19 protein-coding genes are annotated in these 22,110 nt (G+C 67.4%); 7 read left to right on the top strand and 12 right to left on the bottom strand.

Annotated features, from left to right (window positions below; genetic code table 11):
• Positions 1-36: 36 nt before the first annotated feature.
• From Q333_RS16780 to Q333_RS17185, 3 genes are read right to left on the bottom strand one after another with little or no spacing between them, the layout of a single operon-like run.
• Positions 37-2,130, bottom strand: a complete 2,094-nt coding sequence (locus Q333_RS16780; RefSeq protein WP_051651032.1) for a tetratricopeptide repeat protein — start codon at positions 2,128-2,130, stop codon at positions 37-39.
• Complete coding sequence (locus tag Q333_RS0101195) at positions 2,127-2,996, bottom strand: methyltransferase domain-containing protein (protein WP_051651031.1); 870 nt, start codon at positions 2,994-2,996, stop codon at positions 2,127-2,129. Before Q333_RS0101195 ends, Q333_RS16780 begins: the two co-directional genes overlap by 4 nt.
• A gap of 4 nt (positions 2,997-3,000) precedes the next feature.
• Positions 3,001-6,717 carry a glycosyltransferase gene (locus Q333_RS17185; RefSeq protein WP_211249674.1) on the bottom strand — a complete coding sequence of 1,239 codons (3,717 nt, stop codon included), beginning with the start codon at positions 6,715-6,717 and terminating at the stop codon, positions 3,001-3,003.
• A gap of 159 nt (positions 6,718-6,876) precedes the next feature.
• On the opposite strand from Q333_RS17185, the gene rfbC reads away from it, so the two are divergent.
• From rfbC to Q333_RS0101165, 5 genes are read left to right on the top strand one after another with little or no spacing between them, the layout of a single operon-like run.
• The gene (gene rfbC, locus Q333_RS0101185) at positions 6,877-7,452 is read left to right on the top strand and encodes a dTDP-4-dehydrorhamnose 3,5-epimerase (protein ID WP_029414919.1); all 576 of its coding nucleotides are present in this window, start codon (positions 6,877-6,879) and stop codon (positions 7,450-7,452) included.
• Positions 7,453-7,482: 30 nt separating this feature from the next.
• Positions 7,483-8,541 (top strand): dTDP-glucose 4,6-dehydratase, encoded by a 1,059-nt coding sequence (gene rfbB / locus Q333_RS0101180; protein ID WP_029414918.1) that lies wholly within the window; start codon positions 7,483-7,485, stop codon positions 8,539-8,541.
• On the top strand, positions 8,534-9,436 hold the full coding sequence (gene rfbD, locus Q333_RS0101175) for a dTDP-4-dehydrorhamnose reductase (RefSeq protein ID WP_029414917.1): 903 nt from the start codon (positions 8,534-8,536) through the stop codon (positions 9,434-9,436). The genes rfbB and rfbD overlap by 8 nt, the downstream gene beginning before the upstream one ends.
• The gene (gene rfbA / locus Q333_RS0101170; protein WP_029414916.1) at positions 9,433-10,305 is read left to right on the top strand and encodes a glucose-1-phosphate thymidylyltransferase RfbA; all 873 of its coding nucleotides are present in this window, start codon (positions 9,433-9,435) and stop codon (positions 10,303-10,305) included. The genes rfbD and rfbA overlap by 4 nt, the downstream gene beginning before the upstream one ends.
• Complete coding sequence (locus Q333_RS0101165; protein WP_029414915.1) at positions 10,302-11,771, top strand: hypothetical protein; 1,470 nt, start codon at positions 10,302-10,304, stop codon at positions 11,769-11,771. Before rfbA ends, Q333_RS0101165 begins: the two co-directional genes overlap by 4 nt.
• Before the next feature lie 10 nt (positions 11,772-11,781).
• Here the strand turns inward: Q333_RS0101165 and Q333_RS0101160 are convergent, their stop codons facing one another.
• From Q333_RS0101160 to Q333_RS0101130, 7 genes are all read right to left on the bottom strand, one after another.
• Positions 11,782-12,579: an FkbM family methyltransferase gene (locus tag Q333_RS0101160; RefSeq protein WP_051651030.1), complete on the bottom strand. Its 798-nt coding sequence runs from the start codon at positions 12,577-12,579 to the stop codon at positions 11,782-11,784.
• 39 nt (positions 12,580-12,618) lie between these two features.
• The gene (locus tag Q333_RS0101155) at positions 12,619-13,551 is read right to left on the bottom strand and encodes a hypothetical protein (RefSeq protein ID WP_029414913.1); all 933 of its coding nucleotides are present in this window, start codon (positions 13,549-13,551) and stop codon (positions 12,619-12,621) included.
• Positions 13,551-14,237, bottom strand: a complete 687-nt coding sequence (locus Q333_RS0101150; protein WP_245591447.1) for an ABC transporter ATP-binding protein — start codon at positions 14,235-14,237, stop codon at positions 13,551-13,553. Before Q333_RS0101150 ends, Q333_RS0101155 begins: the two co-directional genes overlap by 1 nt.
• Positions 14,237-15,400: a chain-length determining protein gene (locus tag Q333_RS0101145; protein ID WP_029414911.1), complete on the bottom strand. Its 1,164-nt coding sequence runs from the start codon at positions 15,398-15,400 to the stop codon at positions 14,237-14,239. The genes Q333_RS0101150 and Q333_RS0101145 overlap by 1 nt, the downstream gene beginning before the upstream one ends.
• Entirely contained in the window at positions 15,397-16,158 is a 762-nt protein-coding gene (locus Q333_RS0101140; protein ID WP_035293506.1) for an ABC transporter permease, read from the bottom strand. The genes Q333_RS0101145 and Q333_RS0101140 overlap by 4 nt, the downstream gene beginning before the upstream one ends.
• A gap of 177 nt (positions 16,159-16,335) precedes the next feature.
• A complete protein-coding gene (locus tag Q333_RS0101135; RefSeq protein WP_029414909.1) occupies positions 16,336-17,397 on the bottom strand; it encodes a nucleotidyltransferase family protein in 1,062 nt (353 codons plus the stop codon).
• A complete protein-coding gene (locus Q333_RS0101130) occupies positions 17,394-18,410 on the bottom strand; it encodes a GDP-mannose 4,6-dehydratase (RefSeq protein ID WP_051651029.1) in 1,017 nt (338 codons plus the stop codon). The genes Q333_RS0101135 and Q333_RS0101130 overlap by 4 nt, the downstream gene beginning before the upstream one ends.
• A gap of 103 nt (positions 18,411-18,513) precedes the next feature.
• Here Q333_RS0101130 and Q333_RS0101125 point away from each other — a divergent pair, with 103 nt between their 5' ends.
• Positions 18,514-19,227, top strand: a complete 714-nt coding sequence (locus Q333_RS0101125; protein WP_051651028.1) for an acylneuraminate cytidylyltransferase family protein — start codon at positions 18,514-18,516, stop codon at positions 19,225-19,227.
• Here Q333_RS0101125 and neuC read toward each other — a convergent pair.
• Together neuC and Q333_RS0101115 are read right to left on the bottom strand one after the other, a co-directional pair.
• On the bottom strand, positions 19,224-20,381 hold the full coding sequence (gene neuC, locus Q333_RS0101120; RefSeq protein WP_051651027.1) for a UDP-N-acetylglucosamine 2-epimerase: 1,158 nt from the start codon (positions 20,379-20,381) through the stop codon (positions 19,224-19,226). The two genes, Q333_RS0101125 and neuC, sit on opposite strands and share 4 nt — an antisense overlap.
• Positions 20,378-21,460: an N-acetylneuraminate synthase family protein gene (locus Q333_RS0101115; protein WP_029414905.1), complete on the bottom strand. Its 1,083-nt coding sequence runs from the start codon at positions 21,458-21,460 to the stop codon at positions 20,378-20,380. Before Q333_RS0101115 ends, neuC begins: the two co-directional genes overlap by 4 nt.
• A 243-nt stretch (positions 21,461-21,703) precedes the next feature.
• Between Q333_RS0101115 and Q333_RS0101110 the strand changes: the two genes are divergently transcribed.
• Positions 21,704-22,110: outer membrane beta-barrel protein (locus Q333_RS0101110; RefSeq protein WP_029414904.1), on the top strand; the 407-nt coding region annotated here is incomplete at its 3' end.

Raw genomic sequence — 22,110 nt, 5'->3', positions numbered from 1 at the left:
GGCCGCGCGGTCAGGTGGCATGACGCCGATGCAAGGTCAAACCTCTGCGTTCGGCTCCGCCGGGATCGTCCAGGGTTGCGGTCGGGCGCTGGCGTCCAGATGCGCCAGGATGCGGCTGAGACCCAGATCGCGCAGCCCGTCGTAGGGACGGTTCACCTCCGCCGCCCACTGCGGATTGTAGCCCGGATCGTGGAACAGCCATTCGCCCCACCGCCGGTGCATGTCGGCCAGTTCGGCGTCGTCCCAGGCGACCTTCTCGGGATTGTCGTTATGACCGCGCGTCTTCGATTCGTGATGGATCGCCTCGATGTCGGCGGCGAAGACGACCCGCTCGCCGCGCTGGCGCACCTTCAGACAGAAGTCGATGTCGTTGTAGGCGATCGCGAACCGTTCGTCGAAGCCGCCGACGGCTTCGAATATCTCGCGGCGACAGGCCAAGAAGGCTCCGGTCACCGCCGCGACCGGCCGCGACCGCCGCCAGCGGTTCAGGGGACCGCCTTCACGCCCCGGCTGCCACAGCCCATCGTGGGAGGGCCGGTTCTGCCAGCCGCCAAAAAGGATGCCGCCGTGCTGTAGCCCGCCATCGGGATAGAGCAGCCGCGCACCGACCGCGCCCACGCCGTCCCGGCCCAGCCAGCCCCGCAACCGGGCGTCCCAGCCCCGCGTCAGCATCTCGACGTCGTTGTTGGCGAAGACCAGGATCGCTGCGTCCGATCCCGCCACGCCCCGGTTGTTGCAGCGCGACCAGTTGAAGGGCTCGTCGTGCGTCTGGACCCGAACGCCGGGCAGGGTGGCGAGCTCGGCCAGCGCCTGAGCTGAGCCCGCCGCCTCGCTGCGGTTGTCGAGGATCAGGACATCAACCTGATCGGGTTGTGCGGCATCGGCGCGGAGGGTCTTCACCGCTCGCCCCAGCATCTCGACCTCGTCACGCGTCGGGATGACGACGAGGATCCGGCCGGGCAGGGCGGGGGACGCCGGCGCATCGGTCGGTTCAGCCTCGGCGACCGCCGGCAGGCTGGACAGCAGACGGGGCAGGTGGGCGACGGGGCCGTCGGCCAGGGCCTGAGCCAACGCCTCGCGCCCATTCGAACCGCCGCGAGTGGTCAGAACGACGGTGGGAGGATCGGGATTGGTGGCCAGATCGAGCGTGTCCGCTATCGGTTGAAGCGCCGGCGAGTGGCGGATCAGGCCGAGCCGCCAGTCGGGGTCGTAGCGGTCGTGGTCGGCGTAGATGGCGACGGCCCCTGTTCGCTGCAGCGCAAAGCCGAGCCAACCCAGAGCCTCCGGATCGAGGATCGTTCCGGCGGTCAGATGGAGGGTCGCGCCATTCGTTCCGGTGTCCTCGCAGAAACGAATCCGGCCCTCATCGAGCCCCAGGCTGGCCACGGGGTGGTTTGCCACTGTGTCGCCCGCGCCGACCACCACGGCGGTCCACGCGCAGTGACGCTGGTCCAGCAGGCTGGTTAGGGTCGCGCGCAGCTGAGAGGGGGTGGACCCCGCCGCGTCGATACGCACCGTCACCGCAAGCGAACAGGACCTAGGCGGCGGCGTGATGGGGTACCGGCGGCGGAAGGAGTCATAAGCCTCAGGCGGAAAGATTGCCTGTTCGGCGACATCCCGGGCATCCGCTAGGGCGCGCCGCACATCGTCGGACAGACGGGCCAGGCGATGCGCTGCAGCAACGCGCCCATCCTTCACGCCTGGCAGTTCGCACCTCGCGCCCAACAGGATCAGCTCTTCGCGCGCCGAGACCAGGTCCGGGTCGATTTCCAGCGCGCGGCCGAAGCTGCGGATCGCGGCCTCGGTCTGGCCCAGCAGCTTCTGGGCGTGGCCGAGCTGAAGGCGCGCGTCGGCGTCCTCCGGCATCTCGTCGGCGGCCCGGCGGTAGGCGGCTTCGGCATCGGCCAGCTGACCCGATTCCTTCAGCGCATGTCCCAGCTGAACCCGGATTGCGGGCTGGGCCGGCTCGATCTTGAGCCCCTCGGCATAGAGCTGTGCCGCTGACGCCCAGTCCCCGGCGTCGCGGGCCTGGTCCGCCTGCGCGATCAGACGCATGGCGCGCGAGTTGGCGTCGGGCGCGGCCGCCGGCGCGGATCGACGCTGCAGCCAGCCGGGCCTTTGCTCGGTCATGCGGCGCCGTCCAGCGTCAGCACGGCGGTGAACTCGTTACGGCCATAGGGGGTGTCATACACCCGAAGCGGACGGAAGGGCGACCAGCCCAGTGTGTTCAGGGCCGTCATCACCTGTCGAAACGACTGCGGCGTGAACTGCCATGCATGCACATCGATGTAGCCGCCGTTCGCGGCCTTCAGCTCGTTCAGGGCGTAGTCGATCCGGTGGTCCAGCCCGTCGGGTTCCGGGCCGTGGTCACCCTGCCAGTGACGCATCGTGTCGTTATGGCAGGTGAATGCGCGGTGTTCGATGACGGACTGCGCCGTATGAACGGTGCGGCCTTCCAGATGCGCGTCCAGAACGCGGGGCAGCGTCAGGTCCGGCAGGAAGTGATCGAAGCAGTAGCGGCGATCCGGCACGATCAGCATGTAGACGCCGCCGGGCGCGAGGGCGGCTGCCGCCTCCTTCAGATGACCGATCAAGTCTGGCTGATGTTCCAGATTGTGGCTGCTGAAAAGGATGTCGAAGCCCTGTCCGGCGGCCTCGCCCAGACCCTTGGTGAAGTGGATGGTCTCTGGCGTTCGCCTGGTGTCGATGCCGATCGCCTCGCCACGGGCACGCAGACCGGCCGCGTCGAGCACATCCAGATAGCGCACGTTCGGCCCCGTCATGACCGGCTGGCAGAAAGGGCCGATCTCGAGGATCGAGGCGTCCGGCGGAACCAATGAGATAAAGCCCTCGCGCACGGCGGCGGGCGAGGCGATGCGGCCCTCATTTCGGCCGAACGCCTCATAATGCCGGGCCAGCGCGTCATCGTCGAGCTGGCTCAAATCGGCATAACGGGCTCGCAGCTCATCGGCGGCCCAGAGGTCCGGCCAGATCATAGGCTCAATCCTCACGAGCCAAGACGGCCATAAACTCGTTCCGGTTCAGCGGCGTGTCATAGACGCGGAAACGCTTGAAGGGACTCAACTCAAGGTCCGCCAGCGTCGCCAGGATACGCCGGAACACGGGCGGCGTCAGATGCCAAGCATGGACGTCGATATAGGCGTCGCCCTTTTCCTCGATGTGCTGAATCGCCCAGGTCAGTCGCTCACGCTCCAGGGCGGACACGTCGTCGTGGTCGCCGCGCCAGTGGCGGACGGGATCATTGTGGTCGCTCAGCACCACCTGGTCGATCACGTTGCGCCGCGTATTCCGGGTGCGTCCGCGCGCATCGAGAACGTCGGCGATCGTCGATGCGGGCCGCTTGTGATCGAAGCAGAAGCGCTTGTCCGGGCAGATGATCCAGTACATGCCGCCGGGCCGGAGAGCATCCGCAACTTGCTGGAGATGGCTGATCAGATCTGGCTGGTGCTCGATGGCGTGGCTTGAGAAGACCACGTCGAAATCGGCCCCGGCGGCCTCGGTCAGGCCGTTCGTGTAGTGAATCACTTCCGGGCAACCGTTCGGGTCGGCGCCCTCCGCCTGGGCGAGCGTTCGCAGGGTGGGACCGTCAAAGACGTCAAGGTAGCGGACATTGGGGCCCTTGAACGCAGGCGTGAAGTAGGGACCGATCTCCAAAACCCGCGCATCCGGCTCGATGAGGGGCAGGAAGTTCTCCCGCTCGGCCACGTCCGCTGCGACCCGGCCCTCTTCGCGACCCTGGCGTTCGTAGTGGTCGATCAGCCAGTCATCGCTCTTGTCGGTCAGGTCTGCGTAGCGACGACGCAGCACGTCGGGCGACACCTCCGGCGGCAGGTCGTCGAACCGCTGCAACGGCTTGATGATCGGAAGCGGGCTCGGCTGCCAGCCGACGACTTTTGGCGGCGGGGACGGTTCAACGGCGACCGACGCAATCGCGCCTGCTTCGACCTCGCCTTCGCGCCACGGCATCGGCACGCGCGGGGGGTGGGCGAAGCCGAATTGGCCGTCCAGGGAATGGTTCGGCGAATAGAAGGGATCGCGGGCCAGGGTCTCGCCCCAACGCTCGCGCATCAGAGTGGCCTCGCGGTCCAGCCGGGCCGCCTTCTCGCCGTCCGTGTCGGCGCCGCGCGTGCGCGATTCCTTGTGGACCAGCACCAAATCGGCGTCGGCCACAACCTGCCAGCCGGCCTGCCGAACCTTCAGACACAGGTCCACATCGTTGTAGGCCACGACCAACTCCGGATCGAAGCCTCCGACCTGGTCGAACACCGCGCGACGAATGAACAGGCATGCGGCTGTCACAGCGCTGAACTGCTGGGTCAGACGGGCCTTGGAGAAATAGCCCGCTCCATTCGGCGCCAGCCCATGATGTCCGTGGGACGCCACGCCATGCTCGGCGGTGCCGGTGTAGACGCCGAAGTGCTGCAGCGCCCCGTCCGGATAGAGCAGGCGCGCCCCCACGACCCCGACCTTGGGCATCGACAGCAGGGCGCGCGCCCGGTCCAGCCAGTCTTTTGTGACCACCTCGGTGTCGTTGTTGAGGAAGCACAGGACCTCGCCCGTCGCGCCTCGAGCCGCCGCATTGTTCAGGGCCGAGAAGTTGAAGGGACGGGGATCGCGGATCACGCGCGCCACGCCGTCCCGCTCCAGCGCCGCAAGATAGTCCAGCGTCTCGACCTGGTCCGAGCCGTTATCGACGATCAGGATCTCGGTCGCCCGGTGGTCAAAGGCGCGGATGGAGTCGATGCAGGCCCTCAGGTCCTCTAGCCCATCCCGGGTCGGAATGATGATGGAGACCGCCGTGTCGAAGTTGCGCGTCCGCTTCAGGGCTGTATTCCCCGCCGCGAAGCCCGGCGCGGAGACGAAGGGGCCGTCTGTTCGGGCGAAATGGCTGGAGATCGCCGTCCTCGCCGCGACGATGGCGTAGCTCTTCTGGTCGGCAGACACCGCGGTCGATCCCGGGATAGCGCGCCAGTGGTAGAGGACGTGCGGAATGTGCACGACGGCCTCGTCACCCGCCTCTTCCCACGCCCGCAGCACCAAGTCGTAGTCCTGGCTGCCTTCCAGGCCGAGCCGGAACCCGCCGATCTTCTCCAGCAGGTCGCGGCGATAGACACCCAGGTGGCTGACCATGTTGTGGCCGAACAGCAGCCAGGGGTCGAAGTCGCCCTTGAAGTAGGGCTGGAAGCGCTCGCCCGCGATGGTGATCTTGTCCTCGTCCGAGAACAGGATCTGGGCCTTGGGGTTCTGATTGATCGCATGGGCGACGCAGAACAGAGCGTAGTCCGGAATGACGTCGTCGTGGTCCATCAGGACGACGAAATCCCCCGTGGCGGACGCGAGCGCCGAGTTGCTGGCCGCAGAGATATGGCCATTGGACGTGCGGCGGATCACCTTGATGCGACTGTCGCGCCGGGCATAGGCGTCCAGCGTTTCGAGCACCTTCGGGTTTGGCGAGCAATCGTCGGCGAGGCAGACTTCGAAGTGAGGCCAAGTCTGGGCCAGGATCGAATTCAGACACTCGGTCAGCAGGGGAATAGGTGTGTCATAGACCGGGATGACGAGAGAGAAGGTCGGCTTGATCGCCATCGCCCCGGTCATCTCGCGGATGCGGTCGTAGTCCCGGGGGCGAGGTTCGATCCAACGGCGTCTCCACGCCTCGTAGTGGCGGTTGTGGCCGCGCAGGTGGGACGTCAGGAACAGGGTTGTCCAGGCCGCCGTCGTGGCGTCCATCTCCGACCTGGCCAGCGCTTCGCGAGCGGCCGTGACCTCGCGCGAGAGGTCGATCTCGGGCGGGAAAGCCTCGACGACAGCCCGGATCGCGGCATCGGGGTCGTAGGTCGGCAGGAAGGTCAGCCGATGGATGCGGATGGTGTTGGGCTTGTCGTCCGGATCCCAGCGCAACCCCTTGAGGTTGGCGGGACCTGCGATCGGCAGGGTCAGATCGATCCGCCTTGCGCCGGGCCGCGGCTCCACGACGATGCAGTCGTTGGCGTCGAAGCCATCGCCATAGTTGAGAAAGATTTGCCCGGATACTGGCCGCTCAGGGTTCAGCTGCTCCAATTCGATGCGCAGCGCGCCAAGGGTCGAGCCTGGAGACGTCGTGGTTGGCACGAGCTTGAGACGCGGATCGTCGTTGACCAACCGGATCGAGCCGTCGGAATGGGGCACCAGACCCGACACGCGCATCAAGGCCAGATCGCAGAGCGAGGCCGACACCGCTCGCGAGATGTGGGCAGCGATCCGTCTTTCGTCCGCCTCGTTCAGATGCTTGGCCATGTCCGGGGCCGTCATCTGAGCGATCACGTCGGCGCAGAGCGAACTGGTTGCCAGCCGCCGGAACAGGACCATGGCCGCGCGTCGATGCCCGAGGGCACGCTTCAGGCTTGCGTGGTGCAGAAGTAGGTCGGCGTCGCCTGGACGGAGCTCGAGCGCGCGGCCATAGGCCTCGTCGGCTTCTAGGGGACGGCCGCTATCCTTCAGCATGTGGCCCAACTGGACCCATATCGCGAAGTCGGTGGGATGCTGAGCCAGATGGGCCTCGTAGCCCTCGATGGCGTCGCCCGGCGAACCCGCGTCACGCGCCGTGTCTCCGCGCGTGCGGCCCTCGGATTCCCGCAGTGAGGTGTCGATCACTTGCTCGGCCTCGACGACGGGCTCCGGGCTGGCGAACAACGAGCGGATCGCGGAGAAATTCAAGTCGGCCTCGGGGCTCGCGGCGGGCGTTGGCCCGAAGGCCGACGCGGGCTTACCAAGCCTTTCCGCGCCCGCCAATGGGCGTCGCGAGCGAGGCGAGCGACCCTTGCCAAAGGCGCGCGGCGGCGGCTAGGCGCGGAGGCGCAACATCCGGAGCCCGTCATGACCATGACCGTCCAGCTGATCGAGACCCGCCGGTTCGGAGATGACCGGGGCTGGTTCTCCGAAACCTGGTCGCGTCCGAAGTTCGCGGCCATGGGCATCGACCTCGATATGGTTCAGGACAACCAGTCCTATTCTGCCCATGCCGGAACCGTTCGAGGCATCCACTTCCAGCGCGCGCCCCATGCCCAGGCCAAGCTGGTGCGCTGCGTCCGCGGCGCGATCGTCGACTACGCCGTCGACCTCCGAAAAGGCTCGCCGACCTATGGTCAGGTCGCCTTCGCCAAGCTCAGCGCCGACAACGGCCGGCAGCTGTTCGTGCCGGTCGGCTTTGGCCACGCCTTCGTCACCCTCCAGCCGGACACCGAGGTCGCCTACAAAGTGTCCGACATCTATGCCGCCGATTGCGACGGTGGCGTCGCCTGGGACTGTCCCGACATCGGCATCGACTGGCCCTTGCCGCCGTCCGGACCCGTGCTGTCCGACAAGGACAAGGCCCTGCCGCGTCTGGCGGACTTCGACAGCCCCTTCGCCTATGACGGGGTGCCGATGGCGGCGACGGGCGATCTGGGCTAGGTCGCGCATCCGACACTGAGAGACGGCTTCATGCGCATTCTGGTCACCGGCGGGGCCGGCTTCATCGGCTCGGCCCTGGTTCGTCGCCTGATCGAGCACACCGAGCACGAGGTTCTGGTGTTCGACAAGCTGACCTATGCCGGCCTGCTCAGTTCGCTGGAGCCGGCGTCGAAATCCAACCGCTACGGCTTCGTCCAAGGCGACATCTGCGACGCTGAGGCCGTGCGCGCCGCCATTGCGGACTTCCGCCCCCAGGTCATCGCCCACCTGGCCGCCGAGAGCCACGTCGACCGCTCCATCGACGGGCCGGGCGAGTTCGTCCAGACCAATGTGGTGGGCACCTTCGTCATGCTGCAGCAGGCGCTGGGCTACTGGCGCGGGCTGGAGGGCGAGGACAAGGCCAGCTTCCGCTTCCACCACATCTCGACCGACGAGGTGTTCGGCTCGCTGGGCGAGACCGGCCTGTTCACCGAAACCACGCCCTATGATCCGCGCAGCCCCTATTCGGCGTCCAAGGCGGCGTCGGATCACCTGGTCAGCGCCTGGGGCCACACCTATGGCCTGCCGGTCCTGATGACCAACTGCTCGAACAACTACGGGCCCTATCACTTCCCCGAAAAGCTGATCCCCCTGATCATCATCCGCGCCCTGAACGGTGAACCCCTACCGGTCTATGGCGACGGATCGAACGTGCGCGACTGGCTGTTCGTCGACGACCACGCCCGCGCGCTGCAGGCGGTGTTCGAGCGCGGCCGTCCGGGCCAGACCTACAACGTCGGCGGCAATGCCGAGCGCCGCAACATCGACGTCGTCCGCGCCATCTGCGCCAGCCTGGACCGGAAGCGCCCCCGCGCCGACGGCAAGCCGTATGCCGACCAGATCACCTTCGTAACCGACCGCCCTGGCCACGACGCCCGCTATGCCATCGACGCGACCAAGATCCGCGACGAGCTGGGCTGGGAGCCCTCCAAGACCTTCGAACAGGGCATCGAGGAGACCGTCGACTGGTATCTGAACAACAGCGACTGGTGGCAGGCCATCCTCGACAAACGCTACAAGACCGAGCGGCTGGGCGTGGCCAATGGCTGACGACGCCGTCGACATCCTGATCACCGGCGGGGCTGGGCAAGTCGGGCTGGAGCTGGCCCGCGCCGCATGGCCGAGTCATGTACGACTGCACCTGCCGACGCGTGACCAGCTCGACCTGGGCGACCCCGCCGCCGTCCGCGCCGCCTTCGCCGCGACGCCGTTCAAGGCCGTGATCAACTCCGGTGCCTATACCGCCGTGGATAAGGCCGAGACCGAGGTCGCCGCCGCCTTCGCCGCGAATGCCATGGGTCCGGCGATCCTAGCCGAAGTCACCCGCGCGGCAGGCATCCCCCTGATCCAGGTCTCGACCGACTATGTCTTCGACGGCGCGGGCGATCGCGACTACGCCGAGACCGATCCGGTCGGGCCGCTGGGGGTCTATGGGGCGTCCAAGCTGGCGGGCGAGGTCGCGGTCACGACCGGCAATCCGCGCTCGGTGGTGATGCGCACCGCCTGGGTGCTCAGCCCCCACCGCGCCAACTTCCTCAAGACTATGCTGCGTCTCGCCGCCGACCGTCCGGCGTTGCGCGTCGTCGAGGATCAGGAGGGCTGCCCCACCTCGGCCCGCGACATCGCCGAAGCGCTTCAGACCCTTGCGCTGCGTATGATCGACGACCCCGACGCCCCGACCGGCGTCTATCATTTCGTCAACGCGGGCTCGACCACCTGGGCCGGCCTGGCGCGCGAGATCATGGCCCTGTCGGCCGCGCGCGGCGGGCCTTCGGCGACGGTCGAGGGCATCACCACGGCCGACTATCCCACGCCTGCGCGGCGCCCCTCGAACTCGCGTCTCGACACCTTCAAGATCACCCGCGACTACGGCATCGCACCTCGTCCCTGGAAGGACGCGGTCACCGAGATCGTCGCCGAACTGATACCGGAGCCTACCCGATGAAGGGCATCATCCTCGCCGGCGGGTCCGGCACGCGGCTGCACCCGATGACGCTGGTCACCTCCAAGCAGCTGATGCCGATCTACGACAAGCCGATGATCTACTATCCGCTGTCGACCCTGATGCTGGCCGGCATCCGCGAGGTTCTGATCATCTCCACCCCGCGCGACGTGCCCAGCTTCCAGGCCCTGCTGGGCGACGGATCGAAGTGGGGCATGGACATCCAGTACGCGGTCCAGCCCAGCCCCGACGGCCTGGCCCAGGCCTACATCATCGGCGCGGATTTCGTGGCGGGTAGGCCATCGTCGCTGATCCTGGGCGACAACATCTTCTACGGCCACGGCATCACCGACCTGTTCACCAGCGCCATGGCGCGGCCGAACGGCGCGACCGTCTTCGCCTATCACGTCAACGATCCGGAGCGGTACGGCGTGGTCGAGTTCGATCGTGACATGCGCGCCCTGTCGATCGAGGAGAAGCCGCCGGTCCCGAAGTCCCCCTGGGCGGTCACGGGTCTGTATTTCTACGACGAGCAGGTGGTGGACATCGCCGCCAACCTGAAGCCCTCGGCGCGCGGTGAGCTGGAGATCACAGACGTCAACCGCGAATACCTGAACCGCGGCCAGCTGTCGGTCGAGATCATGGGCCGGGGCTTCGCCTGGCTGGACACCGGTACGCCCGACAGCCTGCTGGAGGCCGCCGAGTTCGTGCGCACGCTCGAAAAGCGCCAGGGCTTCAAGATCGCCTGCCCCGAGGAAATCGCCTTCGACCGAGGCTTCATCGACCGCAACCAGATGGAGTCGATCGTCACCGCGCTGGGCAAGAGCGACTACGGGCGATACCTGCGCACCACGGTGCTGGAGCGGAAATGACGATGGCGGCGCGGGCGGTCCTGATCGGCCTTCTCGCGCTCGGCCTGACGGGCTGCGCGGCCGATCCGGCGCGGGGCCAGGCGCCGGACCCCACGGACTTCCTGATCCAGATGGTCTGCGTGGACGGCAGCGACCAGCCGATCTTCGCCGACCCGGTGTCCTGCCCCGACAGCCGGCGAAAGCTCCGCCCTGGCGAGCCCTTGCCGTATCACAAGGTCGATGTCGGCGGATATCAGGTCAGCGACAGCTTCCCCATCGAGGATCCCGATCCGTCCAACTTCGGGGCCCGGACCCTGGGCGTCCAGACCTACTTCTTCACCGACGCCTGGGACCTCGACCCGGCCTTTCCGCGTCAGGTCCATCTGGATCCCGCGCGCGGCGGCTACAACATCATGGGCGCGAGCGAGGACTGGGTCGCCTTCCTCGGTACGTCCGACCCCGGCGCCTACTGGCAGCCCTGGTGGCGGCCGGACTGCGATCTGGGCGGCTGGCGGCTGTTTCCGAATAGCGACCGCGCGTTCCGGGGCGGGGAGGCCGCTTCGCCCACGACATTCGCCCCCAACTGCGAGCAGCGCATCCGCACCAGCGCGGCGCGCATCGAATGGAGCTTTCACCCCGCCCACGCCTATGTCGTCGATCCGGCCGACGACACGAAGACCCGGCGGCTCGATTCCCTGCTCGTGCGCCACTTCGCCTCGGGCTACGGCTCGATGGAGACCAACTGGTTCACGCGGGAATATGGCGCGACCCGCTGGGAGGCCTGGCGCGCGGGCGAGGGCCTGACACCAGAGTTCCTCAAGGCCCGCTGCCCCGCCTCGACCTATGACGCGGTGTTCCACGGTCGGGCCATGTCGATGGTCGACTGCCGCACCTGGACGACGCTGGTGCGGCCCGAGGGCGGGACCTGGGACCCGGACGGCGCCTCCGCCGTCGATCCGACGATCCGCACCTTCCCGGTCGATCCGCTCTATCTGTCCGGCAACCTGCTGTTCAACAGCCACCTCGGCGGCCCCTATGTGCCCGAGGGCGACTATGCCTGCGAGACCCGCGCCTGGGACAGCGAGGGGGAGGGGGCCGACTTGACCTTCGGGGACGTCACCGGGCCGCCGTGGAACGCCAACGGTGCCTGCATGCGCACCATCCGCGCCGAGACCCTGCCCGCCCGCGACTGGGGCCAGACCATCGACGCCCCGCCACCCGGCGACTATCGCTTCGGCGCCAGCCTGTTCGCTCCGGGCCTGCCGCGCGGCGAGGAAGCGTCCGCCGAAATCGTGGTGACGCAGAAGGACGGGCGGGGGCGCGTACTGGCGACCGAGCGCCTGCCGGTGCGGGTGATCGATCGATACCGCACGTTCGAAGGGCGCGTGCGGGTCGTGGATGGGGCGACCGAGGTGCGGGTGGCCGTCCGGCCCGCGCAGACCCTCTCTGATTTGGCCGTGACCGGGGCCCTTTTGGTCCCGAACTGATCGGGCCCCGTCAGGCTCCCGGCTTCACGCGGCTGATTAGGACTTCGCAGTGCGGCATCGTCGCCATGTCCGTGCCGGGCAAGGCCGTGAGGCCAAGGTCGTGCTCGATACGCCAGAACTTGAAGCCCTGTTTGATCAATCCGCGAACGAACGGTTCGACCTTCGTTCGCATGCTCATCTGAAACACGTCCCACTCCATGCAGATGGTGATGGCGGGATTGCTCAGATGATTGACGGCTCCGGCCAGAATCTGGGGCTCGGACCCCTCCGCATCGAGGCGGATGAAGTCGACCGGCTCTGCGACCATGGTGTCGAGCCTCGCGGCAGGCACCCGAACGGTGACCGTTTCATCGCCGAATATCCGATCATAGACGAAGGTATGTCCGCCTCCGCCATTGCGCCGTGAGGTCTGGAAGTCCAGCTCCCCGTCCGTGTCGTTCGCTGCGCCCCGATACAGGCCAATACGACCGGAGTAGCCGTTGTAGTCGATCGAACGTGCCAGAAGGTTCGCCAGTCGGGGATTTGCCTCCACGGTCGTAACACGCCCTGCCTCGCCCACTGCCCGCGCCATCGTCAGGGTGTGGACGCCCGTATTCGCGCCGACCTCGATCGCGCGCTGGCCGGGCTTGAGCAGGGACGCCAGGGTCTTCTGGATCCAGACTTCCCAGTAACCCCGGCCGATCAGGTGTGCGCTGACAGTTTCGTCTTGGGGATCCACGAACAGGAAATGCCCGTCCTGCAGTCGGACGAGAGCGGCGTCCGGGCCGAGATAGAAGTAGCGATCGGACATTGTCGCCTGGCCGGTCATTCTAAGGGTCACTCCTTCACGCGGCGGGGCCGCGCGCCGTCAGGCGGCCTGGTCGCTTGAGATGAGGGTCCGCGGCACGCGCTGGACCGACATGCCCTGGAACATGACCGTTCCCATGAACGAGCCCTCGGTCAGGATCAAGCGCATCTCGGCGGCGTCCGCCTCCTCGAACAACCAATCGAGGGTGATCTCATAGGTTCCGGACTGGCCGGGCGTGACATACTCGCTAACGCAGGCGGTACGGGTTCCCCAGTCAATGCGGTACTGGCGCCTTGCTCCGGCTTCATCGACGCCAAAGCGCATCACGGCGCGCCAGACGCCCGGTGGCAGGGCGACATAAGGGCCCCAGACCAGCATCCGGGGTCTTCCCGTCGTATCCATTACCCCCCACTCGGGCCAGTCACGAGACGCGCGTTCGTCGTAGACAAAGAGCTTTTCAGACCACGGTATTGCTGAAGCGTCGGCCAGATCGCCGTTTCGGTAGATCGCGAAGGCTGCGGCGACGGCCGGCTGGCGTGATGCCTCGGCGATCGAGGCTGGAGGGATGATTTCCATGTCGCCGAACAGCCGCAGCATCGTCGGTCGCCGCGCCAGATCCTTTGCGGTGATGACAGCATGCTCTTCCGCGAGCTGGGCCGCGCGAGCGAGCAGGATCGAGGCGTGCCAGACGCTATGCGGGGCGTAGGTATTATGGGCCTCGGCCACGGCATCTGGTGCCGTCTCGGGCTCGGGCATTATGGCGACCACAGACGATGGCCTGGCGGCCAGCGCGATCGCTGCATCCTCGGTGATGAACAGGCGACGAGGATCGTCGTAGCCCGCTCCCGCATCCTCACTGAAGGCCCGCTCGACTTGGGTCTTCAATCCTGCGGCGGCTCCGGCTCGAGCGATCTCACGCCGCCAACCCTCGTCATCGGCCGACGGCGTCAGAACGATCCAGCGTGCCCGACCATTGCCAAAGCGGGCGACCACTACGCCGCCCTCAGCCAGGTGTAGACCTCGACCGCTTCGTCGATTTCCTCGAAGATCTTGGCCTTGCCGCTTTCGATGATCAGGGCGCGGTCGCAGTGGCGCGCGATCAGGTGGGTGTCGTGGCTGGCCATCATGAAGCTGCGGTGGGCGCGGCGTTCGAACAGCTCCGCCTGGCACTTCTGCTGGAAACGGGCGTCGCCGACCGCCACCAGTTCGTCGATCAGATAGCAGTCGAACTCAATGGCCAGCGACAGGCCGAACGCCAGACGCGCGCGCATGCCCGACGAATAGTGCTTCACCGGCAGCTTCAGGGACGAGCCCAGCTCGGCGAAGTCGTCGACCCGCTCCAGCGTCTCGGCATAGGGCCGGTCATAGATGCGCGAAATGAACTTGATGTTGTCCAGCCCCGACAGGCTGCCCTGAAAGCCGCCGCCGAAGCCGATGGGCCACGATGAGCTCATCAGCCACTGGATGCGGCCCTCCGTCTCAGGCAGGACGCCGCCGAGCATCTTGATCAGGGTCGACTTGCCCTGGCCGTTGCGGCCCAGGATGGCGAGGCGCCCGCCCCGGGCCAGCTCGAAGTTCAGGCCCGTGAACAGGGGCTTGGTCTCGCCGAAATAGGTCTTGCCCAGGTTCTGCACGCGCAGACCCGGCAAGGCGGCAATGTCCTCCATCACGGCGGCCATCAGTCCTGGCGGTGCTCGCGCACGCCCGCCCAGATCAACCAGCCGATGCCATAGACCAGCAGCGACGAGGCCAGCACGGTCAGGATGGCCAGCCACCGCTTGGGCTCGGCCGGCTCGTCGGGCAGGCTGGGGGCTACGACACGGTCCAGGTACAGCTTCTGGCGGCGCGCCTCCTGCTCGGCGGCGATGACGGCGGCGGTCGCCTGGGTCAGCTCGCGGTCGGCCAGCTCGCGGGCCAACGCCAGGTCCTCATAGACACTGATCATCGGCGCCAGGGATTCGGAGTTGCCGGCCATGTTGGCGCGCTCGGCGGCGATCTGGGCCTCATAGGCGCGGATGCGGGCGTCGAAGGTCGGCAGCTGCGGGCTGTTGGGGGCCTCGGCCGCGACCTGGGCGCGTTCGGCGCGCAGGCCTGCGACTTGGGCCTGGAGACCGCCGATCAGCTGGGAACTCTCTCGCGCGACCAGCTGCGGATCGAGGATCTGCTCGCGGTTGCGGAAGGCCGTCAGCTGCTGTTGGGCGCCCGTCAGACGCGCGCGGGCCTCCTCGCGGGCCTGCTGGGCCTGGGCGACCGCGTCGGCCGACGACCGCTCGTTCATGCGGTTGACCAGCTGCTCGCCGCCCGTCAGCAGGGCCTCGGTCAGGGCCTGGGCGTCGCGGGCGCGGAAAGCCTCTACGCGCAGGGTCGAGATGCCGGTCGTGGAATCGTAGCCGACCGTCACGAAGCGCTGGAAGCCTTCGTACAGCCCCTCGTTGGACCGGTCCTCCCACGGCCGCGGCCAGCGCGAGAAGGCGTCGGCCCCTCGCGGACCCAGGATGGCCGGCAGGTCATAGCGGCGCGACAACTCGCGCAAGGCATCGCGCGAGTTGATGTACTCATGCACCGCGAAGGCGTCGGTCTGGGTCGGGGCGATGCCGATGCCCTGCAGGGCGACGCCGATCGTCGATGGCGTGGACTGACCCGCCTGGCGCACAATGAACTGCGTCTCGGACACATAGCGGGGCGAGGCGATCAGCAGGAAATAGATGGTCGCCAGTAACGTCGGCAGGACGACCACGATCAGGGCCGCGACCGGAATGCGCCGCCACCAGGCCGGACGATCCCGCTCGAACGTGAGCAGCTTGGGGATCGGCCCGATGTAGTTGAGTTTGGTCTCGGTCATTCGATGGCAACCCGGTTCTTGGCCCCGGACAGCAGGATCATGCCGGTGAACAGCATGACCGCGCCAGACAGAAGCGCATAGTCGGCGTGGTAATAGGTCGGGACGAACTCGCCGAAAACCCCGTCGCGCACCATCTCGATGGCGTTGGGGAACGGGACCAGCAGCAGAAGGTATCGATACTGCTGCGGGATCCAGGCGAGCATGAAGAAGGCCCCGGACAGCGGGATCATGGCGTAGGTCAGCACAGGTACCAGTCGCTCCATGAGCTCGAAGCGGATTGCCAGACCGGCGAAGATCAACGCAGCTCCCAGGCCCGTAAAGCCGACCATGATCCAACCGGCGTAGAGCAGCAGCCAGTTGGCTGGAAGTTCGACCTGCCCCATGGCGAAGAGCACGATATAGACCACCGCGAACGCGGCGGTGCCGCCGGCAAACTCCATAAGGTTGCGCGCCAGAAAGATGTGCATGATGCCGATCTGGCGATGGTGCATCAGGCCGATGTTTCCCTGAATGGCTCCCAGGCTAATGCTGATCATGTGGCGATACATCAGAAGCGACATGTAGCCCGTCATGACCAGCGGACCCAGGCGAATGCCATGCTCATAGGCCGGCTTGATCAGCGTCCACATGATGATGACGCCGAAGCAGAACAGCAGAGGCTCGCCCACGACCCACAGGAACCCCAGCCCCTCACGGCCATACCGCGTGGTCATCTCGCGCATCAGAAGGGCGCCGATGATCCGGAAATGGCGGCTCACGAAGGGATGCTCACTCGGGTCGAAGGAAACAGTGCATTGGTGCCCGGCCGCGATGCAGGCCCGACGGCGGGCCGATCCGTGGCTCGCGGTTCGGCTGACCTGAAAAGAGACGACGCACCCGCGCGCGAACATACGCGCGCCCGCGCTGATCGCAAGCGGCCAGACGGTGGCGGTCGTTCAAGCCGGTTCGAATACGGCGCCGAAATCGCTTTGAGCGCTCTCGAAATCCGGAGGGCGGCCGATGTCCAGCCAGTATTCATGGATCGGATAGGCCCCGACCATTTGACCCTCGGCCGCCAGCGACGCCAGCAGCTCCGGCATGTCGAACGGCCCCTCGGCTGGAACCCGGTCCAGCACCTGGCCGTCAAGGCAATAGACGCCGGCGTTGGCCAGCCAGCGGAAAGTCGGCTTCTCGCGCAGCGCCGTCATGCGCACGCCGTCGACCTCGGCCACACCGTGGGGGGCCTGGAACGCATGCTCGCGCACGCATAGCGTCGCCAGCGCCCGGTTCTCGACATGGAAGTCGACCAGATCGCCGAAAGCCATGCGGGTCAGGACGTCGCCGTTCATCACCAGCATGGGCTGGTCGATCGGATCGGTCACCAGCGACAGCGCCCCCGCCGTGCCCCTCGGATGGTCCTCCCGCAAGTACCGGATCTCGACGCCCATGCCGGACCCGTCGCCGAAGTGGTCCTCGATGACCTTGGCCAGATAATTCACCGCCAGCCGGAACCGGTGAAAGCCCTGCGTCTGCAACCGCTCGATGATGGTCTCCAGCAGTGGCCGGCCCGCGACCTTCAGCATGGGCTTGGGACAGGTCTGGGTCAGGGGGGCCAGCCGCACGCCGCGTCCCCCGGCCATGATGACCACCAGATTGTCCCGCCGCGCCCCCGCCGATACCGCGTCGGGATAAAGACCCACGACCCGTTCGTTGCGATCCAGCACCGGTGCCAGGCTCACGCCCCGCTCGGCCAGCCGAACCAGCGCCTCCTGTTCGGACCCGTCCAGCCGCAGGGCCACCGGCTTGGCGTTCATGACCGCGTCGATGCGGTCGTCCATCGTCAGTCGGCGCATCAGTCCCCGGCGAATGTCGCCGTCCGAGACCGTGCCCAGCAGCCGTCGGTCCGGATCGACCACGACCAGCAGCTTCTTCCGGACCGAGTCCATCCGCTCGATGGCCGCCAGCAGTGGCGCGTCCGGCGCGATCAGATTGCCGGTGATGTCGCCTCCGCCGGTCACACCGCATACTCCTCGGGGCGATAGAGGCCGGGGTTCGCCCGCACGAACTCCACAACGCGGCCCAGTCCCTCTTCGATCGGGACGCGCGGCGCCCAGCCCAGCCGCTCGCGCGCCAGACTGGCATCGGCGCACAGCCGCTCGACCTCGCTGGCGGGTGGGCGCAGGCGGCTTGCGTCCTCTTCCACCGTGAAGTCCAATCCGGCGGCCCTGGCGATCAGGGCGGGCAGGTCGCCGACGCGCGTCTCGATGCCGGTGCCCGTGTGGACCGTCAGTCCCTCGATCCCGGCCACGGTCCCCGCCCTCAGGAAGGCGTCGACCGTGTCATCGACATAGACGAAGTCCCGCGTCGGCCGAGTGTCGCCCAGCCGGATCGTCCGTCCAGCCAGGAGCTGGGTCGTCACCGTCGGGATCACCGCCCGGGCGCTCTGGCGGGGCCCGTAAGTATTGAAGGGGCGCAATGTCACCACGGGCGTGGCGAACGACCGGTGATAGCTCTCCGCCAGCTTGTCCGCGGCGATCTTGGAGGCGGAGTAGGGGGATTGCCCCACCAGCGGATGCGCCTCGGTCATGGGCACGGCCTGGGCCGAGCCATAGACCTCGCTGGTCGAGGTGTGCACCAGCCGGCTGATCTCCAGCTCGCGCACCGCCTGCAGCACATTGAGCGTGCCCAGGATGTTGGTCCGGACATAGCTCTCGGGCGCGAGGTAGGAATACGGAATGGCGATCAGGGCGCCGAGGTGGAACACCAGATCGGTCCCGCGCACAGCGTCGAACACGCTGTCCCGATCTGCCAGATCGCCGCGCCGAACATCGATGTCCCTGCGGATCGGCGAGCGATCCAGCCAGCCCGCCTCGCCATCGGAGGTGTAGCGCACCAAGGCGCGGACCGATGCCCCCGCCTCGACCAGCTGTTCGCACAGTCGACTGCCGATGAAGCCGCCCGCGCCGGTCACGAGAACGCTGCGGCCCTCAAGGCTTGAGCGGATCGGGCCTGCGATCGAGGTGTCGGTCATCGCCGGTCGGTTCCGCCCTGCCAGACGCGGCCGCGCCGAACGCGCGAGGCCTTGCGCGAATCAGAGTCTAAAGGAGGCCGCACTAGGCGTCACGGAGCGGACCATGATCGGGCAGGGGGCCAGCATCGGCCGTGTCCTCGGGATCGTGCCCGCGCGCGCCGGTTCGCAGGGTCTGCCGGGCAAGAACACGCGCATGCTGGCGGGGCGGCCGATGATCGCCTGGACGCTGGAAGCCTGTCGTGAGGCGACTGTGCTGGATCAGGTCGTCGTTTCGACCGACGACGAGACGGTGGCCCGGATCGCGACCGACATGGGGTTTGCCCCGCCGTTTCGCCGGCCGGATCACCTGTCAGGTCCCGACGCCTCGGTGATCGACGCCATCGAGCATGCGCTGACGACGCTCGGCGAACGCTGGGACTATGTCGTCCTGCTCCAACCCACCTCGCCTCTGCGACTGGGTCCCGACATCGACGGGGCGGTGCGCCTCTGTCACGAGACCGGCGCGCCGTCGGTCATCGGCGTTTCGCCGGTCCTGAAGCCGCAGACCTTCTATGGCCGGGTGAAGCCCGACCGTACCTTCCGCCCCAACGCGTCGGAACCGGACGAGCCCGTGGTCATCAACGGCGCGGTCTACGTGGGCCGACCGGAAGTGCTGCTCGAGCGCCGCAGCTTTCAGGGCGACGGCACTCTGGGTTGGGTCATCCCGCCGGAGAGGGGCTGGGACGTCGACACGGCCTTCGACTTCCTGATCTGCGAGGCCCTGTGGCCGCACGTCCGGGGCGCCGCCGCCGCCCCGCTGGACAGCGTGCGCCGCTAGGGCCGGTCGACGAAGGGCTTGCGGGCGAGGCCTCCGAAGTCGGTCTGCTCGAGGATCTCGACGATCCTGCGGCCAGCGCGTCCATCACCGAACGGGGGGGCTTGCGACCGCGCGGCCGCCTTGGCTCCGGGGGCCGTCGCCCGACGGATGGCGTGGGCGATGGCCAGAGGTTCCAGCGCGCAGTCGATCACGCTCGGAGGCTTCAGCCGTCCTTCCTGACGGGCCCCGACATTGACCGACGGCGTTCCGGCGGCGGGTGCCTCGATCACCCCGCTGGAGGAGTTGCCGACCACGGCGTCGCAGGCGATCAGCGCCTTCAAATAGTTCACGGCCCCCAGCGACTCGACGAGCCGAATCTGCCGTGGACGTTCGGCGGCGAAGGCGTCCAGCGCCGCCCTCACTGCGGCCGATCCGGCGTCCGCATTGGGGCGCGTGATCAGCACGGGCCGATCCAAAGCCTCCGACAGGCCGTCAAGAAACATTGCGATCTGATCGGCTGGCGACCGTTCGCCGAGCGTCTCGGGGTGAAAGGTCGCCAGAAGGAAGCCCCCCGAGACATCCAGTCCCGCCAGTGCCTCGATATCCCCCGCACGAGCCTCGCCGAGCGCCTTCAGAGTATCGACCGCCGTCGATCCCACGGTGAAGACCCGCTCCGGGGCCTCGCCCATCTGCAGGATGCGCTGACGATAGGGTTCAGCCGCTGTGAAGTGCAGGGCGGCCAGCTTGGTCACGGCGTGCCGGATCGCGTCGTCAACGGCTCCGGCGGTGCGGTGCCCGCCCTCCAGATGAAGAATCGGCAGACCAAGCGGAACGGCTGCCGCCGCCGCCGCCAGCACCTCGGTTCGGTCCCCCAGCATCAGCACGGCGTCCAGTCCCAGTTCGGCATAGGCCGTCGCCGCGCCCGCCAGCGTCGCGGCCATGTCCGCCGCGACCGAGACGCCGTCATCACCCGCGATCGAAAGGTGGATCCTGGCGTCGGCACCGCGTCCGTCCGCCTCGATCTCGGACAGGGTCGCCCCGTGTCGCGCCGACAGATGCGTCCCGCCGACGATCAGCCGGGGTTCCAGCGACGACGAGGCCTCCAGCACGGTCAGGACGGGGCGGAGCAGGCCGTACTCGGCGCGCGTGCCGGTGAAGACGCCGATCCGCCTCACGGCTCGATCCAGTCGCCGACATTGTAATCGCGTTGGGCCGTCCGGCCGAGGAGCTCCCACAAGGCCGACGGAGGTGCGCCGCCGCCCGAACGCCGCGGCCCTATGTTTTCAGTGGAGAGAGTATCCCCGGTCCGGATGTTCCGAATGGCCACCAGACCGCGTCGGGCCACCGCCATATTGCCGACCTCGGCTTCGACCGGTGCCTTGATATCCGAACCCAGCATCTGCGCGAAGCGCCGGGCTCCGGTCACCAGCGCCGCCATCTGGTCCGGTTCCAGGGACGCCTTGTGATCCGGCCCGGGGCGGGTCCGGTCCATGGTCAGGTGCTTCTCGATCACCCGCGCGCCCCGCGCGATGGCGGCCAGCGCTGTATCGGTGCCGAGGGTGTGATCCGAATAGCCGGGAACGACCCCCAGCGCCGCATAGGTATCCAGCACACGCAGATTGGCCTGGTCGTAGGGTGCCGGATAGGCGGTGACGCATTGCATCAGGACGGTCCGGCACAGAACGGCCTTCGCTTCCGGGGCCGCATAGGCACGCCGAACGCCATCGAGCGACGGTCGCTCGCTGGACCCGGCCAGCGACGCGAACGCAAGGGTTCCAAGGGCGTCGTACACCTCTTGTATCGTCGCCATGCCGGTCGACAGAAGCATCGGCCGTCCGAGCCGGGCCAGATCGAGCAGCAGGGGCAGGTTGGTCAATTCGCCGGAGCCGACCTTGATCCGCTTCATCCCGGTTTCGTCGATCAGGAACCGCGCCGAGGCGGCATCGAACGGCGTGGACAGGAAGGCGATACCGCACGCCTCGGCTTCGCGGGCGATGCGCTTCCACGCCGACAGGGGAAGCGCCAGCCGCCGCAGCATGGCGGCCTGCTCGGCCCCTTCGCCGGCCTCGACCTGATACGCGGCAGTCGGGGCTGTGGCCGTGGCGAGTTCGTCGGCGTCGAACGTCTGGAACTTGACGGTATCGGCCCCCGCGCTCGCAGTAGCGGCGACCAAGCGCAGGGCTTCGTCGAGGTCGCCGTCATGATTGACGCCCGCTTCCGCGATGATCTCGCAACCCGCATCGGTCTGGCTCATGGGTGAGCCATAGCCGCGTTCGCACCAGCGACAAACCCGTGGGCGCCTCATTGTTTCGTGCGAAGAAAGGGCCGATACGGCACAGCTGTCTGATTTCCCCTGTAGCTTCAACGCCACGCTCCGGCCGCGACGCTCGCGCCCTGCTGGGACCCTATCGACCTCGTGCTGCAACGCTGTTATGACCCCTCCAAGGCGGTCGGACCGCCCCATGAGATCAATTGTGGCTGCGGAGGGCTCACACCCATGCGTTTCAAGACCTTGTTCCTGGCTTCCAGCGCGGCGGCGGCTCTGGCCCTGTCGGCTGGTGCTGCTTCGGCTGAGCCGGATGGGTGGTATGGCGCGATTGACGCCGGCTATCACCAGATGGACGACATCAACGCCGAGTCTTCGACGACGGGCGTGAACTGGAACTATGAAGTGAACAATGGCTGGGCGGCGTTTGCGCGTCTTGGCTATCGCTTCAACCCGAACTGGCGTGTGGAGCTCGAGGGCGGTTACCGCTCGGGTGACGTGGGCACGGTTCGTCGGGCCAACAACAATGTTCCGTCGGGTCTGTGCAATGTGACGCCGGCGACGGGCGGCTGCTTCTCGCCGGAAGGCGACATCGAGTCGGTCACCCTGATGGCCAATGTCCTGTACGACATCGGCGG

This window comes from Brevundimonas bacteroides DSM 4726, from assembly GCF_000701445.1.
GTDB lineage: Bacteria > Pseudomonadota > Alphaproteobacteria > Caulobacterales > Caulobacteraceae > Brevundimonas > Brevundimonas bacteroides.
This window is presented reverse-complemented; position numbering and strand designations above follow the sequence as displayed.